A 13,823-nucleotide genomic window follows, 5' to 3' on the forward strand; every position below is an offset into this window, starting at 1 on the left:
ACGGAGGGGATTATGTCGCTTGTGCATTAACGACTTAATCCCCTCCGTCCCCTTTTTTCTTACCAGACCGTGATCGTCTCGCCGCTCTGGATGCCTTCCACCGCGCGCTGGAAGGCCAGCGCCGCGCGCTGCGCGCTCACCGCTTCGAAGCCTGGGAAATAGGGGCCGTAAGCCGCCATCGATTCGATCAGCACGTTCGGGCTGACCACGTTGATGCGCAGGCCACGCGGCAGCAGCTCCAACGCGGCGGCACGCACGAAGCCTTCCAGCGCGGCATTCACCGAGGTGGCGTTGGCGCCATCGCGGATCGGCTGTGCGCTGACGATGCCGCTGGTCAGGGTGATCGAGCCGCCGGCGTTGAGGTGGTGCTGGGCGACCAGTGCCAGCCGCACCTGGCCCAGCAGCTTGTCCTGCAGGCCGAGGTTGAACTGCTCGGGTGTCATGTCCTTCAGCGGACCGAAGTGCAGCTTGCCAGCGGTGGAGATCACTGCATCGACCGGACCGGTGCGCGCGAAAAGTTCGGCGACGCTGGCGTCGTCTGTCAGGTCGACGCGCAGCTCACCGCTGTTGCGGCCGGCGGCGAGGATCTGATGCTGCTGGCCGAGCTGGTGGGCGACTGCCTGGCCGAGGGTGCCGCTGGCACCGACGAGGAGGATCTTCATGGCCGTTCCTTGCGAGAGGGGGAATGGGCGCAGTCTGCGCCCTCACAGTGGGGTTAGGTAAGCGGCGTATGCTTCGCAGATTCCTAACTCTGGATTAGCAATGGATACGCTTCGCTGCATGCAGGCCTTCGTCGCCGTGGCCGAGTGCGGAAGCTTTGCAGGCGCCGCCGAACAGCTGCAGGTGTCGGCGGTGATGGTCGGCAAGTACATCCAGCAGCTGGAGGCGCACCTGGGTACCGCGCTGCTGCAACGGAACACCCGCCGCCAGCGCCTGACCGAAGCCGGCAGCGCCTACCTGGCCGGGTGCCGGCAGGTGCTGGAGCAGGTGCAGCAGGCGGAGGCGGACGTGGCCGGACTGCAGGTACAACCCCGCGGGCTGCTGCGGGTCAGCGCGCCGACTACCTGGGGCAGCTGCGTGCTGGCGCCGGTACTGTCCGGACTATTGCGTGAGCAGCCGTTGCTGAACATCGAACTGGACCTGAGCAACCGCCGCGTGGACCTGATCGAGGATGGCTTCGACGTGGCAATCCGCGTTGGGCCGCTGCCGTCACAGGAAGTGGTGGCGCGGCCGTTGCCGCCGTACGCGATGAGCCTGTGCGCGGCACCGTCCTATCTGCGCCGGCGTGGCACGCCGCGCACCCCTGGGGATCTGGCCGGGCATGACTGCCTGAGCCACCTGGCCTGGCGCGGCGGCCATGGCTGGCAGCTGGCCAACGGCGAACAGGTGGACTGGGAAGCGCGCCTGACCTGCAATGATGGTGTCGCGTTGCGCGAGGCCGCCGTGGCCGGCGCAGGGCTGGTGCTGCAGCCGACCGCGCTGCTGGCCGGCGAAATCGCGGCCGGGCGGTTGAAGCCGCTGCTGCGCGACTACCTGCCCGAACCGCGACCGATGCACCTGATCTACCTGCCGGATCGACGGCCGCGCCCGCGCCTGCAGTGCTTCGTCGATTTCGTCATGGCCACATTGGGGCAATGAACATCCACGCCATGCGTGGATGATGGTAGGTGCCGACCGTTGGTCGGCACACATCGGGATCAATCATTCGCCGCAGACAGTTCCTGCCCACGTACCTGCGCGGCGCGCAGCGCGGTGTCCACCAGCGCCTCGAAACCACCGGCCTGGAAGCTCTCGATCGCGGCCTGGGTGGTGCCGTTCGGCGAGGTCACGCGACGGCGCAGCTCGGCCGGGCTTTCACCGGCCTCATCAAGCATGCGCGAGGCTCCCAGCAGGGTCTGCACCACCAGCGCACGCGCAGCGTCGGCCGGCAGGCCCTGGGCTATGCCCGCCGCTTCCATCGCTTCTGCCAGCAGGAATACGTAGGCGGGGCCGCTGCCGGACACCGCAGTGACCGAATCCATCAGCGATTCGCTGTCGATCCACACCGTGCGCCCGGCACTGGCCAGCACCTGTTCGGCGCGCGCGTGCTGCTGTGCATCCACCGATGGCGTGGCATACAGGCCGGTCACGCCGGCGCCAAGCAGGGCCGGGGTGTTGGGCATCGCGCGCACCACCGGAAGATTGCCGCCCAGCCAGCGTTCCAGCTGCGCGCTGGTGATGCCGGCGGCAATGGACACCACCAGCGGCTGGTTCGCCTGCGCCAGCGCCTGCAGCGACTGGCACACATCGCGCAGCACCTGCGGCTTCACCGCCAGCAGCCAGGTGCGGCCGTGCGCGGCGGCATCGGCGGCGTTGTCGTGCACCTGCACGCCGAAGTCCGCCGCCAGTGACTCGCGCAGTGCTGCAATCGGTTCGGCCACGTGGATGTGTGCGGCAGGCACGCCCTGGCGGATCAGGCCGGCGATCAGGCTGCGGGCCATGTTGCCGCCGCCGATGAAGGTGATGGAATCAGCTGCCATGGAAGTCTCCTTGGAAAATCAGGCCGGGCGCGGGCGGGCGCCGAACAGGGCGGTGCCGATGCGTACCAGGGTGGCACCCTCGGCGATGGCTTCGGCGTAGTCACTGCTCATGCCCATCGACAGCGTGTCGATCTGCGCGTGCTGGGCAGCCAGCGACTGGAAAAGTGTGCGCATGCGCACGAATGCATCCCGACGGCGCTCCGCTTCCGGCCACGGTGCGGGAATCGCCATCAGGCCACGCAGGCGCAGGCTGGGTTCGGCGGCAATCGCGGCGGCCAGTGCATCCACTTCTTCCGGTGCACAGCCATGCTTGCTGGATTCATCGTCGATGTTGACCTGGATCAGTACGTTCAGCGGGCCACGCGCGGCCGGGCGATGGCGTGCCAGCGCGGTCACCAGCTTGGAACGGTCCACGCTCTGCACCCAGTCGAAATGGCTGGCCACGGCATCGGCCTTGTTCGACTGCAGGTGGCCGATCAGGTGCCATTCCAGCGCCAGGTGCTGCAGCGCCTGCATCTTGGCCAGTGCTTCCTGCACGTAGTTCTCGCCGAAGGCGTGCTGGCCCTGTGCGGCCAGCGCGGCCACGGCCTCGGCCGGCTGGGTCTTGGACACCGCCAGCAGGCGTGGGTCGGGCCTGCCAGCGGCCTCGGCGGCGGCGTGCAGGTTGCTCAGGATCTGGGGCAGGGGAGTGGCCACGTAACGCGTTCCGTTGAATCAGGAGGCTATACTGCCGCCCGGGGAAAGATCCTTCCAGTCGAAGCCGTTATTGGGGAGTAGCCGCTCATGGATATCGCCGAGCTGTTGGCGTTTTCCGTAAAGAACAAAGCGTCCGACCTGCACCTGTCCGCAGGCCTGCCGCCGATGATCCGCGTGGACGGCGACGTGCGCCGGATCAACATCCCAGCCCTGGACCACAAGCAGGTCCACGCGCTGGTGTACGACATCATGTCCGACAAGCAGCGCCGCGATTACGAGGAATTCCTCGAAGTGGACTTCTCCTTCGAGATCCCGTCGCTGGCGCGCTTCCGTGTCAACGCGTTCAACCAGAACCGCGGTGCCGGTGCGGTGTTCCGTACCATTCCGTCCGAGGTGCTCACCCTCGAGGACCTGGCCTGCCCGCCGCTGTTCCGCGAAGTGATCCAGCAGCCGCAGGGCCTGATCCTGGTGACCGGTCCGACCGGTTCGGGCAAGTCGACCACGCTGGCGGCGATGATCGACTACATCAACAAAAACGAATACGGCCACATCCTCACCGTCGAGGATCCGATCGAATTCGTGCACACCTCGCAGAAGTGCCTGATCAACCAGCGCGAAGTGCACCGCGACACGCATGGCTTCAACGAAGCGCTGCGCTCGGCACTGCGTGAGGACCCGGACATTATCCTGGTCGGCGAACTGCGCGACCTGGAAACCATCCGCCTGGCACTGACCGCCGCGGAAACCGGCCACCTGGTGTTCGGCACTCTGCACACCAGCTCGGCGGCCAAGACCATCGACCGTATCATCGACGTGTTCCCGGCCGGCGAAAAGCCGATGGTGCGTTCGATGCTGTCCGAATCGCTGCGTGCGGTGATCTCGCAGGCGCTGCTGAAGAAGGTCGGTGGCGGGCGTACCGCTGCGTGGGAAATCATGGTCGGCACCCCGGCCATCCGCAACCTGATCCGCGAGGACAAGGTGGCGCAGATGTACTCGGCGATCCAGACCGGCCAGCAGTACGGCATGATGACCCTGGACCAGCACCTGCAGGACCTGGTCAAGCGCAGCCTGATCACCCGCAACCAGGCCCGCGACTACGCCAAGGACAAGCGCCTGTTCGAGTAAGGCGGGCAGCAACGGGGCGGCGGGCGCCAGTGCGCCGCCGTTTCCGCGCCGTTTCCGCCTCCGACCGTTTCCTGGTACATGCCCCATTGGGAGCCCGCCGTGAACACCACCGCGACCACCATCGATTTCACTTCGTTCCTCAAGCTGATGGCGCACCAGCGCGCCTCGGACCTGTTCATCACCGCAGGCATGCCGCCGGCGATGAAGGTCAACGGCAAGATCTCGCCGATCACCCAGACACCACTGACCCCGCAGCAGAGCCGCGACCTGGTCCTGAACGTGATGACCCCGGCGCAGCGCGAGGAATTCGAAAAGACCCATGAGTGCAACTTCGCCATCGGCCTGTCCGGTGTCGGCCGCTTCCGTGTCAGCTGCTTCTACCAGCGCAACCAGGTCGGCATGGTGCTGCGTCGCATCGAGACGCGCATTCCGACCGTGGAAGAGCTGAGCCTGCCGCCGATCATCAAGACGCTGGCGATGACCAAGCGCGGCATCATCCTGTTCGTCGGTGCCACCGGTACCGGTAAATCGACCTCGCTGGCGGCGATGATCGGTTACCGCAACCAGAACTCGACTGGCCACATCATCACCATTGAAGACCCGATCGAATTCGTGCACAAGCACGAGGGCTGCATCATCACCCAGCGCGAAGTCGGCATCGATACCGACAGCTGGGAAGCCGCGTTGAAGAACACCCTGCGCCAGGCGCCGGACGTGATCATGATCGGCGAGGTGCGTACCCGCGAAGGCATGGACCACGCCATCGCGTTTGCCGAAACCGGCCACCTGGTGCTGTGCACCCTGCATGCCAACAACGCCAACCAGGCGATGGACCGCATCGTCAACTTCTTCCCGGAAGACCGCCGCAACCAGCTGCTGATGGACCTGTCGCTGAACCTCAAGGGCGTGGTCGCGCAGCAGCTGGTGCCGTCGCCCGATGGCCGCTCGCGCAAGGTGGCGATGGAGATCCTGCTGGGCACGCCGCTGGTGCAGGACTACATCCGCGACGGCGAGATCCACAAGCTGAAGGAAGTGATGAAGGACTCGGTCCAGCTGGGCATGAAGACCTTCGACCAGAGCCTGTTCGAGCTGTACCAGGCGGGCGAGATCAGCTACGAGGACGCGCTGCGCTACGCCGATTCGCAGAACGAAGTGCGCCTGCGCATCAAGCTCAGCCAGGGCGGCGACGCCCGCACCCTGTCGCAGGGGCTGGATGGCGTGGAGATTTCCGAGATCCGGTGACCTGGGTGTTCCGTAGCGTCGAGCCTGCTCGACTGTTCTTGTCGAGTCGAGCAAGCTCGACGCTACGGGCGGGCGGCTGCGCGTATTGATGAATTCCAGTCATGACCAACTGCAACGCTGCCCATTCAATCGGTTGCCCTTGCAGGCGTATCGTCAGCGCTCCCCCTCTGGAGCACGACGATGCAGACACGTGAACTCGGCCGCAGTGGCCTGAAGGTCTCCGCCCTGGGCCTGGGCTGCATGGGCCTGAGCCATGGCTACGGCCAACCGGTGGAGCGCAGCCAGGGCATCGCCCTGCTGCAGGCCGCCGTCGAGCGTGGCGTGACCTTCTTCGACACCGCCGAAGTGTATGGCCCCTACACCAACGAAGACCTGCTCGGCGAGGCGCTGGCGCTGTACCGCGACAGGCTGGTGATCGCCACCAAGTTCGGCTTCAAGGATGCGCGCGTCGATACCGGGCTGGACAGCCGCCCCGAGAACATCCGCGCGGTGGCCGAGGCCAGCCTCAAGCGCCTGCGCACCGACCATATCGACCTGTTCTACCAGCACCGCGTCGACCCCAACGTGCCGATCGAGGATGTCGCTGGCACCGTTCGCGACCTGATCGCCGAGGGCAAGGTCGGCCACTTCGGCCTGTCCGAGGCCAGCGCCGCGACCGTTCGCCGTGCGCATGCGGTGCAGCCAGTGGCCGCCGTGCAGAGCGAGTACTCGCTGTGGTGGCGTGAGCCGGAGCGCGAACTGTTGCCGACGTTGCAGGAACTGGGTATCGGCTTCGTGCCGTTCAGCCCGCTGGGCCGTGGCTTCCTGACCGGCGCGATCAACGCCGATACCACCTTCGACGCCAACGACTTCCGCAACACCGTACCGCGTTTTGAAGTGGAGGCGCGTCGTGCCAACCAGGCGCTGGTTGACCGCATCAGCACGATCGCTGCCGCACGTGGCGCGACGCCGGCGCAGGTAGCGCTGGCCTGGCTGCTGGCGCAGGCACCGTGGATCGTGCCGATTCCGGGCACCACCAAGGTCCATCGCCTGGAAGAAAACCTGGGCGCGGCTGACCTGCAGCTGGCGCCGGAGGAACTGCAGCGCATCGCGCTGACGTTGGAGGAAATCTCCATCGTCGGCGAGCGCTACAACGCGCAGCGCGCCGCGCAGGCCAAGGGCTGACCGCCGGGCCACCCTGACTCTGGCGGGTGCGGACCGGGGTGGGTGCAAACTGAGGTGGGTGCGGACCGTTGGTCCGCACACCTCATCCAGCCATCGGCCCGCGCAACGCATCAAGCACCGTGCGCATCGCCACGGTGACGTGGCGGCGTGACGGGTAATACGCGTAGTAGCCATCGAAGTGCGGGCACCAATCGTCCAGCACCGACTGCAGCCGGCCATCGTCCAGCATCGGCTGCACCTGGTCTTCCGGCAGCCAGGCCAGCCCGCTGCCGGCCAGTGCAGCCGCGCGGGTCATGCCCATGGTGTTGAAGGTCCACTGACCGGTCACGCGCACGCTCAGTTCGTTGCCGTCCCGGCCGAAATCCCACGGCATCAGTCCGCCATGCGTAGGCAGGCGCAGGGTGATGCAGTTGTGGTTGGCCAGGTCGTGCGGATGCCGTGGCACCACATGCTGGCGGAAGTAGCTGGGCGCACCGACCACGCGCATGCGCAGCGGTGGGCTGACCGGTACCGCGATCATGTCGCGCGCCAGCCGTTCGCCGAGGCGGATACCGATGTCGTAGCGCTCGGCGACGATGTCGGCCAGGCCGTAGTCTGCAGCCAGTTCCACCTTCAGGTCCGGATACTGCTGCAGCAATGGCGCCAGCCGCGGCCAGGCGATGTATTCGGCGGCATGGCCGGTGGCATTGATGCGGATGGTGCCGGCCGGGCGTTCGCGGTACTCGGCCAGTGCGGCCAGTTCGTCCTCGATCTCGGCCAGGCGCGGGGCGAGGGTCTCGAGCAGGCGCGCACCGGCTTCGGTGGTGGACACGCTGCGGGTGGTGCGGGTCAGCAGGCGCACGCCGAGGCGCTCTTCCAGGCCGCGCATGGCATGGCTGAGCGCGGACTGGGACACGCCCAGCTGGGCGGCGGCCTTGGTGAAGCTGCCCTCGCGGGCAACGTGGACGAAGGCCTGCAGGTCGTTGAGGTTTTCGCGGGGCATGACGGGATGATACGGCCGGGCTGCGCCCGGCACTTGCCGAATCAACGTCAACGGCAACGTCAAAAGCTGGCTTCCCGTGGGAGGCGAGGTGGCTCAGGTCGCGGGGGACGGCGCAAGTCCCCCTCCGGGGCCCGGCCCAGCCGCTGGCGGCTGTGCGTTCGGGCGCTTGCGAAGCAGTGCTTCGCAAGCAAAGCGCCCTCACCCATGAAGCTCGGTCGCGCTTGCTCGTGTGCGCTGTCCTGCGCACACGGCAAGACCGGGGCTGGGCATCCTGCCCAACCCGCCCGAGGCATGCCTCGGGCCCATGCGGCTTACACCCCGCAACCTGAGCCGCCCCGCCTTCGACAATTTCCCGCTGCTGTTGGTGGGTGCCGACCGTTGGTCGGCACGGGATCCGGCCCCACGACGTGAGGGTGTGTCGATTTCAGGGACTGTGGTTCGTCGAATGAATGACTTCAACGGGAGCTGCACATGAGCACTGACACCAAGCCGAAAGGCCCGGCCTCGTATTTCCCCTCCATCGAGAAGACCTACGGGCAGCCGGTGGCGCACTGGTTCGGGCTGCTGGCCGGGAAGAAGGGCCTGAAACACATGGAACTGGTCAGCTTCCTGAAAAGTGAGCATGGGCTGGGCCATGGCCATGCCAATGCGCTGGTGGCGCACCATCTGGCCGGCAAGGGCTGAGCAGCGGCGGGCCGGAGATCGGGCGGGGCGCATTCAGCTGAACGATTTCATCTGCAACTGTCATGCAGATCGTGTCTAATACCGCTCCCCACCTGCTGTTCCCCACCCGTATGTCCCTTCCCGCCCATGGCTCTGCGCCGTGCGACGACGCTGACGGCCACCTGGTCACCGCTGGTCCGCTGACCCCGCCGCCCGACAGCGCCGGCACCACCGCCGACGAAAAAGCGCTTCGCCACTCGATTGCCGAGGACGTGCAGGGCATGGTGCTGGCTACGATGGTGGCCTCGCTGGGCCTGGCCATCTTCGCCAAGGGTGGGCTGATGATCGGCGGCATGGCCGGCATGGCCTTCCTGCTGCACTACTCGATGGGCTGGAACTTCGGCCTGGTGTTCGTGCTGGTCAATCTGCCGTTCTACTGGGTGGCGCTGCGGCGCATGGGCTGGGAATTCACCCTGAAGACCTTCGCCGCGGTCACCGCCTGTGGCGTGCTGACCGACCTGCTGCCGCGCTGGATCGACTTCTCGCACATCAACCCGTTGTATTCGGCGATCGTCGGTGGTGCGTTGTCCGGCCTGGGCATCCTGTTCTTCATCCGCCACCGCGCCAGCCTCGGCGGCATCGGTATCCTGGCGGTGTACCTGCAGCGCACCCGCGGCTGGAGCGCGGGCAAGGTGCAGATGTCCTACGACGCCTGCCTGATGGTGGCCGCGTTCTTCGTGCTGTCGCCGTCGAAGGTGCTGTACTCGGCGATCGGCGCGGTGGTGCTCAGCCTGGTGCTGATGTTCAACCACCGCCCGGGCCGTTACATGGGCGTGTGACGATTCGACGGTAGTGCCGGCCGCTGGTGGCGCAACACCTGAGGCGTTCCGAGGTTGCCGGCCAGCGGCCGGCGCTACCGGGAGGCCTGCAACCACGGCGGCGACAGCGTCAGCAGCCGCGCATGCACCGGGCAGTCCTCGGCGTGCGCACCGGGCAGGTAGCCCAGGCTCATCAGGAATTCGCCGGTGATCTCGCCGCCGGTGAAGCGGAACGTCTTCTTGAACAGCTTCACCCAGTCGGCCTTGCTGCGCGGATGGTGCGCGTCCAGCCACGCCGCGAAGCTGCCGTGGCTGGCCCGCAGCTGCTGGATCACCTGTGCGTTGTGGATCGCCGCCAGCACCTTCAGCCGGTTGCGGATGATGCCCGCGTCCGACAGCAGGCGTTCGATGTCCTGCTCGGCATACGCCGCCACGCGGTCCACATCGAAGCCGTCATAGGCCGCGCGGAAGCCCTCGCGCTTCTTCAGGATGGTCTCCCAGCTCAGCCCGGCCTGGTTGATCTCCAGCACCAGCCGCTCGAACAGCTCGCGCTCGTCACGCTGCGGGAAGCCGTATTCGTTGGCGTGGTAGTAGTCGTGCACCGGATGGCCCGGGGCGATGAGGCAGTAACCGCTCATGGAGAAGACTCGTTGGATTCGGGTTCGGGATCGATGGCCACCGCGGGGCGCCCGCCGATGGACAGCATCGGCCAGCGCGGTGGCACAAGCATGAGTTCGCCGTCACGCAGGGCCTGGTTGATCGCCTCGGCCTGGCCGCTGACGGTGCCGAACAGCGAACCGGCGCGGCGCCACTGGGCATCCCTGCCACGTGCGTACAGCACGCAGTCCGGCCCGCGGTGGGTGTACAGCTCGCACAGCAGTACCTCGGCGTTGCCGTCGCCATCCAGGTCGCGATGCACGATCAGGCAGTCGCGCTCGCTCTGGGCGCACGATTCGCCATTGATCGCGCGGGTGGCCAGTGCCTGCCACCAATCGTCCGGTGGCGAGCTGGATCCCTTGGCCAGCTTCAGCGCGCACTGCAGGGCGGCGACGTCCTGCAGACCCTTGTCGAGGCGCTGTCCATCGTCCCAGCGCGAGGTACGTGCCAGCGCGGCAGCGATCACCTGTGGCGCGTTGGCATCGGCGGTGATGGCCGGATCACGCTGCAGCTCGCGCAGCGCCTGCACGCCACGGCGCCCAAGATCGAAGCGCAGCACGTTGACGTCACTGCTGGTGATCGCTGGCGGGTCCGCACGCAGGCGCGCCAACTGGCTGGACAGGGTCAGCCGCACCGGGTCCAGCAGCGGCGAGTTGCCCAGCAATGCCAGTGCCAGCACCGCCCAACACATCCAGCGGTTGACCGGCTCCAGCGTCTGCAGCCAGCGGCCCTGCCGGCGCACTACCGCCAGCGCGTAGCCCAGTGCATAGCCGGCCACGGCCAACGCGATCAGCACCGCCCAGAAGCGGTCCAGGGTCCAGCCGTACTGCACCACGCGCAGGCCCAGTGCATACAGCGCCAGCACCGCATAGACCGGCAGCGCCAGCAGGCTGGCCTCGACCAGCCGGCGCAGCACGACGGGGTAGGGCGCGGTGTCGTCGCCCTGCTGGTAGACCGCATTGGTGAATGACACCAGCAGCAGCGACAGCACCAGCAGCAGACTGGCGGCCGAGCGGGTCTTCCACAGCGGTTCCAGCCCGGTCAGCGGCAGGCTCAGCACGAACAGCACGGCAATGAACGAGAGCAGCGGCAGCAGCCCGCGACAGATCGCGAACAGCACCTGGCGGGTGATCTGGATCGCGCGGTGCTGGGTGCGCCCGATCAGCACGCCGAACCCGGCCAGGCTGCCGGTGGCCAGCGCGATGAACGCGTCCTGCCGGAACAGGTCGCGGAAGACGGTCACGTCGAGCAGCTGGAACAGCGCCGCCCACAGCCACAACAGCAGCCAGGTCAGCCCGGTGAACAGCGCGGCGAGGGCCAGGGTCAAACCATTCTGCCAGGCGCGCTCGAACAGCTCCGGGTAGCTGGCACGCCAATGCCCGTGCTGCAGCTGGAACTGCCACCAGGGCAGGGCCACGAACACCGCCACGGCCATGCCCAGGGTCAGCGGGAACTGCAGCGCGCCCGATTCCAGTGCGGTCTCGCCGTTGAGGTTCCAGCCGGTCCAGGCGGCCAGCGCCAGCACCACCGCCGAGCCGAGCGCGGCCTGCAGCCACAGGCGGCGCTGGCCCAGCTCGACCAGGCTCAGCGCCACCGCGCTGGGAATGGCCAGCACCCAGGCGTACCAGCAGTAGCGCCAGCCGATATCGCGGAACGGCCACGCATCGGACAGCTCCTGCGCGGCATACAGCATCAGGCCCTGCAGCAGCGCGATCAGGACGATGGCGCTGCGTGCCGGCAGGGTCAGGGGCGATGAAGACTGCATCGATGACCTTCCATGGCAAAGCACCATCCTAGCCCATCGCGGTTCGGCGCCATCGCGCGACCATCCCGCCCCCAGCAGGTAGAATGGGCCCATGCCTGTTACGCCGACTTCCCTTGCCGATCACCTGCTCGTCGCGCTGCCGTCGCTGCTCGACGCGACATTCGCCCGCAGCGTCGCGCTGATCTGCCAGCACGACGAGAACGGGGCGATGGGCGTGCTGGTCAACCAGCCTTCCGAGTACACGCTGGGGGAAGTGCTTGCACAGATGGACATCACCACCGGTGATGGCGACCTGCAGGCGCGCATGGTGCTCAACGGCGGCCCGGTGCATCCCGAGCGCGGCTTCGTCATCCATGACGACGCACGCGCATGGGATTCCAGCCTGATCGTGGGTGAAGGCCTGTACCTGACCACCTCGCGCGACATCCTCGAAGCGATGGCACGTGGCGAAGGCCCGGCCAATGCCGTGGTCACGCTGGGCTGTGCGGGTTGGGGCGCAGGGCAGCTGGAAAGCGAGCTGTCCGAGAACAGCTGGCTGACCGTGCCGGCCGATGCCGAGCTGGTGTTCCAGCTGCCGCTGGAGCAGCGCTGGCAGGGTGCAGCCTCGCGTATCGGTGTGGACCTGTTCCGGCTGACCGACTACAGCGGCCATGTCTGAGCCCATCGCGCCCGCGCCGGATTCTGCTGCCCCGGCCATCCGCCGTGATGGCACCGTTCTGGGTTTCGATGTTGGCTCGCGGCGTATCGGCGTGGCCATCGGCAGTGCCTTCGCTGCGCATGCGCGCGCGGTGGCCGTGGTCGATGTGCACGGCAACGGCCCGGACTGGACCGCGATCGAACGCCTGCTCAAGGAATGGAAGCCCGACGGCCTGGTGGTCGGCGACCCGCTGACCCTGGACGGCCAGGACCAGCCCAACCGCAAGCGCGCGCAGGGCTTTGCCCGCCAGCTGCGGGAACGTTTCAAGCTGCCGGTGGTGATGATCGACGAGCGTTCCAGCTCGGTCGAGGCCGCCCGCCGCTTCGCCGTCGAGCGCGCCGAAGGGCGCAAGCGCCGCCGTGATGCGGCCGCCCTCGATGCCGTGGCCGCGGCGGTGATCATCGACCGTTGGCTGTCGTCGCCGGACGACGCCACCCCCATTCCCTGACTGCCCGACACCGCCATGACCGCCCAGCAACTCGATGCCTCCGGCCGCCTGCGCCACCTGCTGACCCTCGAAGGCCTTCCGCGCGACACCCTGCTGCAGCTGCTTGACCGGGCAGGGCAGATCCGCGACGCCGCGGTCGGTCGTGTCGGCAACAAGCGCCACGTGCTGGCCGGTTCGGCGGTGTGCACGCTGTTCTTCGAACCGTCCACACGCACCCGCAGCTCGTTCCAGCTGGCCGCGCAGCGCCTGGGCGCCGACGTACTGAACTTCGATGCATCGACCTCGTCCACGCGCAAGGGCGAAACCGCCTGCGACACGCTGCGCAACCTGGAGGCGATGGGCGTGCGCGGCTTCGTGGTGCGCCACCCCGATGATGGCGCCGTGGCCGCACTGGCCGAGGCAGCGGGTGAGGGCACTGCACTGATCAACGCCGGTGACGGGCGCAGCGCGCACCCGACCCAGGGCCTGCTGGACATGCTGACCCTGCGCCAGGCCAAGGGCCCGGATTTCTCGAAGATGAAAGTGGTGATCGTCGGCGACGTGAAGCACTCGCGCGTGGCCCGCACCGACCTGCATGCGCTGCGTACGCTTGGCGTGGGCGAGATCCGCGTGTGCGGCCCGCAGTCGCTGCTGCCGGACGACGAGACCCTGAAGGGCTGCGTGGTCGGCGATGATTTCGACGCGATGCTGGAAGGCGTCGACGCGCTGATGATGCTGCGCCTGCAGCGCGAGCGCATGGAAGAAGGCCTGGTGCCGTCGCTGGAGCAGTACCACGCGCAGTACGGCCTGACCAACGAACGCCTGGCCCGCGCCGGCAAGGATGCCGCGGTGCTGCATCCAGGCCCGATCAACCGCGGCGTGGAAGTGACCGACGAGGTGGCCGACGGCCCGCAGTCGTGGGTGCTGCGCCAGGTCGCCAACGGCGTCGCCGTGCGCATGGCCGTGCTGGAAACGCTGCTGGGCTGACCTGCCCTGGTGGGTGCCGACCGTTGGTCGGCACAAAAGGGATTCACCCTGAACTGTCTGGGTGGGTGCCGACCGTTGGTC

Annotated in this window: 15 protein-coding genes; 9 read left to right on the plus strand and 6 right to left on the minus strand. The window is 67.4% G+C overall.

Annotated features, from left to right (window positions below):
- Positions 1-59 precede the first annotated feature (59 nt).
- Complete coding sequence (locus tag ACZK45_RS04770) at positions 60-662, minus strand: short chain dehydrogenase (protein WP_125895221.1); 603 nt, start codon at positions 660-662, stop codon at positions 60-62.
- 100 nt (positions 663-762) lie between these two features.
- Between ACZK45_RS04770 and ACZK45_RS04775 the strand changes: the two genes are divergently transcribed.
- A complete protein-coding gene (locus ACZK45_RS04775) occupies positions 763-1,638 on the plus strand; it encodes a LysR family transcriptional regulator (protein WP_049421550.1) in 876 nt (291 codons plus the stop codon).
- A 59-nt stretch (positions 1,639-1,697) separates the two neighbouring features.
- On the opposite strand, the gene proC is transcribed toward ACZK45_RS04775, so the two are convergent.
- Positions 1,698-2,519, minus strand: coding sequence for a pyrroline-5-carboxylate reductase (gene proC / locus ACZK45_RS04780; RefSeq protein WP_125895219.1), 822 nt, complete (start codon positions 2,517-2,519; stop codon positions 1,698-1,700).
- 18 nt (positions 2,520-2,537) lie between these two features.
- On the minus strand, positions 2,538-3,215 hold the full coding sequence (locus ACZK45_RS04785; RefSeq protein WP_125895217.1) for a YggS family pyridoxal phosphate-dependent enzyme: 678 nt from the start codon (positions 3,213-3,215) through the stop codon (positions 2,538-2,540).
- 87 nt (positions 3,216-3,302) lie between these two features.
- On the opposite strand from ACZK45_RS04785, the gene ACZK45_RS04790 reads away from it, so the two are divergent.
- The 3 genes from ACZK45_RS04790 (at position 3,303) to ACZK45_RS04800 (ending at position 6,746) form a co-directional block, all read left to right on the plus strand.
- The gene (locus tag ACZK45_RS04790) at positions 3,303-4,340 is read left to right on the plus strand and encodes a type IV pilus twitching motility protein PilT (RefSeq protein WP_006422551.1); all 1,038 of its coding nucleotides are present in this window, start codon (positions 3,303-3,305) and stop codon (positions 4,338-4,340) included.
- A 78-nt stretch (positions 4,341-4,418) separates the two neighbouring features.
- Positions 4,419-5,582, plus strand: coding sequence for a PilT/PilU family type 4a pilus ATPase (locus ACZK45_RS04795; protein ID WP_049400675.1), 1,164 nt, complete (start codon positions 4,419-4,421; stop codon positions 5,580-5,582).
- A 180-nt stretch (positions 5,583-5,762) separates the two neighbouring features.
- Positions 5,763-6,746: an aldo/keto reductase gene (locus ACZK45_RS04800; RefSeq protein WP_180838210.1), complete on the plus strand. Its 984-nt coding sequence runs from the start codon at positions 5,763-5,765 to the stop codon at positions 6,744-6,746.
- A gap of 82 nt (positions 6,747-6,828) precedes the next feature.
- On the opposite strand, the gene ACZK45_RS04805 is transcribed toward ACZK45_RS04800, so the two are convergent.
- Entirely contained in the window at positions 6,829-7,728 is a 900-nt protein-coding gene (locus ACZK45_RS04805) for a LysR family transcriptional regulator (RefSeq protein ID WP_180838211.1), read from the minus strand.
- 471 nt (positions 7,729-8,199) lie between these two features.
- On the opposite strand from ACZK45_RS04805, the gene ACZK45_RS04810 reads away from it, so the two are divergent.
- Entirely contained in the window at positions 8,200-8,412 is a 213-nt protein-coding gene (locus ACZK45_RS04810; protein WP_014646220.1) for a DUF4287 domain-containing protein, read from the plus strand.
- Between the two features lie 110 nt (positions 8,413-8,522).
- The gene (locus ACZK45_RS04815) at positions 8,523-9,230 is read left to right on the plus strand and encodes a YitT family protein (RefSeq protein ID WP_012510275.1); all 708 of its coding nucleotides are present in this window, start codon (positions 8,523-8,525) and stop codon (positions 9,228-9,230) included.
- Between the two features lie 74 nt (positions 9,231-9,304).
- Here the strand turns inward: ACZK45_RS04815 and ACZK45_RS04820 are convergent, their stop codons facing one another.
- Both ACZK45_RS04820 and ACZK45_RS04825 read right to left on the minus strand, forming a co-directional pair.
- Entirely contained in the window at positions 9,305-9,847 is a 543-nt protein-coding gene (locus ACZK45_RS04820; RefSeq protein ID WP_049400680.1) for a DNA-3-methyladenine glycosylase I, read from the minus strand.
- Entirely contained in the window at positions 9,844-11,631 is a 1,788-nt protein-coding gene (locus ACZK45_RS04825) for a DUF4153 domain-containing protein (protein WP_478445527.1), read from the minus strand. Before ACZK45_RS04825 ends, ACZK45_RS04820 begins: the two co-directional genes overlap by 4 nt.
- 91 nt (positions 11,632-11,722) lie before the next feature.
- Between ACZK45_RS04825 and ACZK45_RS04830 the strand changes: the two genes are divergently transcribed.
- The 3 genes from ACZK45_RS04830 to ACZK45_RS04840 are packed head-to-tail and all read left to right on the plus strand — an operon-like array spanning position 11,723 to position 13,742.
- The gene (locus tag ACZK45_RS04830) at positions 11,723-12,289 is read left to right on the plus strand and encodes a YqgE/AlgH family protein (RefSeq protein WP_004147177.1); all 567 of its coding nucleotides are present in this window, start codon (positions 11,723-11,725) and stop codon (positions 12,287-12,289) included.
- On the plus strand, positions 12,282-12,776 hold the full coding sequence (gene ruvX / locus ACZK45_RS04835) for a Holliday junction resolvase RuvX (protein WP_049400682.1): 495 nt from the start codon (positions 12,282-12,284) through the stop codon (positions 12,774-12,776). The genes ACZK45_RS04830 and ruvX overlap by 8 nt, the downstream gene beginning before the upstream one ends.
- Before the next feature lie 15 nt (positions 12,777-12,791).
- A complete protein-coding gene (locus tag ACZK45_RS04840) occupies positions 12,792-13,742 on the plus strand; it encodes an aspartate carbamoyltransferase catalytic subunit (RefSeq protein WP_032130186.1) in 951 nt (316 codons plus the stop codon).
- The last annotated feature ends 81 nt before the right edge of the window (positions 13,743-13,823 follow it).

It is taken from the genome of Stenotrophomonas sp. 63632_Sma (assembly GCF_056482875.1).

Coding starts and splice junctions, on each gene's coding strand:
- ACZK45_RS04810 (WP_014646220.1), top strand. CDS start 8,200: ATGAGCACTGACACCAAGCCGAAAGGCCCGGCCTCGTATTTCCCCTCC.
- ACZK45_RS04815 (WP_012510275.1), top strand. CDS start 8,523: ATGTCCCTTCCCGCCCATGGCTCTGCGCCGTGCGACGACGCTGACGGC.
- ACZK45_RS04790 (WP_006422551.1), top strand. CDS start 3,303: ATGGATATCGCCGAGCTGTTGGCGTTTTCCGTAAAGAACAAAGCGTCC.
- ACZK45_RS04840 (WP_032130186.1), top strand. CDS start 12,792: ATGACCGCCCAGCAACTCGATGCCTCCGGCCGCCTGCGCCACCTGCTG.
- ACZK45_RS04820 (WP_049400680.1), bottom strand. CDS start 9,847: ATGAGCGGTTACTGCCTCATCGCCCCGGGCCATCCGGTGCACGACTAC.
- ACZK45_RS04830 (WP_004147177.1), top strand. CDS start 11,723: ATGCCTGTTACGCCGACTTCCCTTGCCGATCACCTGCTCGTCGCGCTG.
- ACZK45_RS04825 (WP_478445527.1), bottom strand. CDS start 11,631: ATGCAGTCTTCATCGCCCCTGACCCTGCCGGCACGCAGCGCCATCGTC.
- ACZK45_RS04800 (WP_180838210.1), top strand. CDS start 5,763: ATGCAGACACGTGAACTCGGCCGCAGTGGCCTGAAGGTCTCCGCCCTG.
- ruvX (WP_049400682.1), top strand. CDS start 12,282: ATGTCTGAGCCCATCGCGCCCGCGCCGGATTCTGCTGCCCCGGCCATC.
- ACZK45_RS04795 (WP_049400675.1), top strand. CDS start 4,419: ATGCCCCATTGGGAGCCCGCCGTGAACACCACCGCGACCACCATCGAT.
- ACZK45_RS04770 (WP_125895221.1), bottom strand. CDS start 662: ATGAAGATCCTCCTCGTCGGTGCCAGCGGCACCCTCGGCCAGGCAGTC.
- ACZK45_RS04775 (WP_049421550.1), top strand. CDS start 763: ATGGATACGCTTCGCTGCATGCAGGCCTTCGTCGCCGTGGCCGAGTGC.
- ACZK45_RS04805 (WP_180838211.1), bottom strand. CDS start 7,728: ATGCCCCGCGAAAACCTCAACGACCTGCAGGCCTTCGTCCACGTTGCC.
- proC (WP_125895219.1), bottom strand. CDS start 2,519: ATGGCAGCTGATTCCATCACCTTCATCGGCGGCGGCAACATGGCCCGC.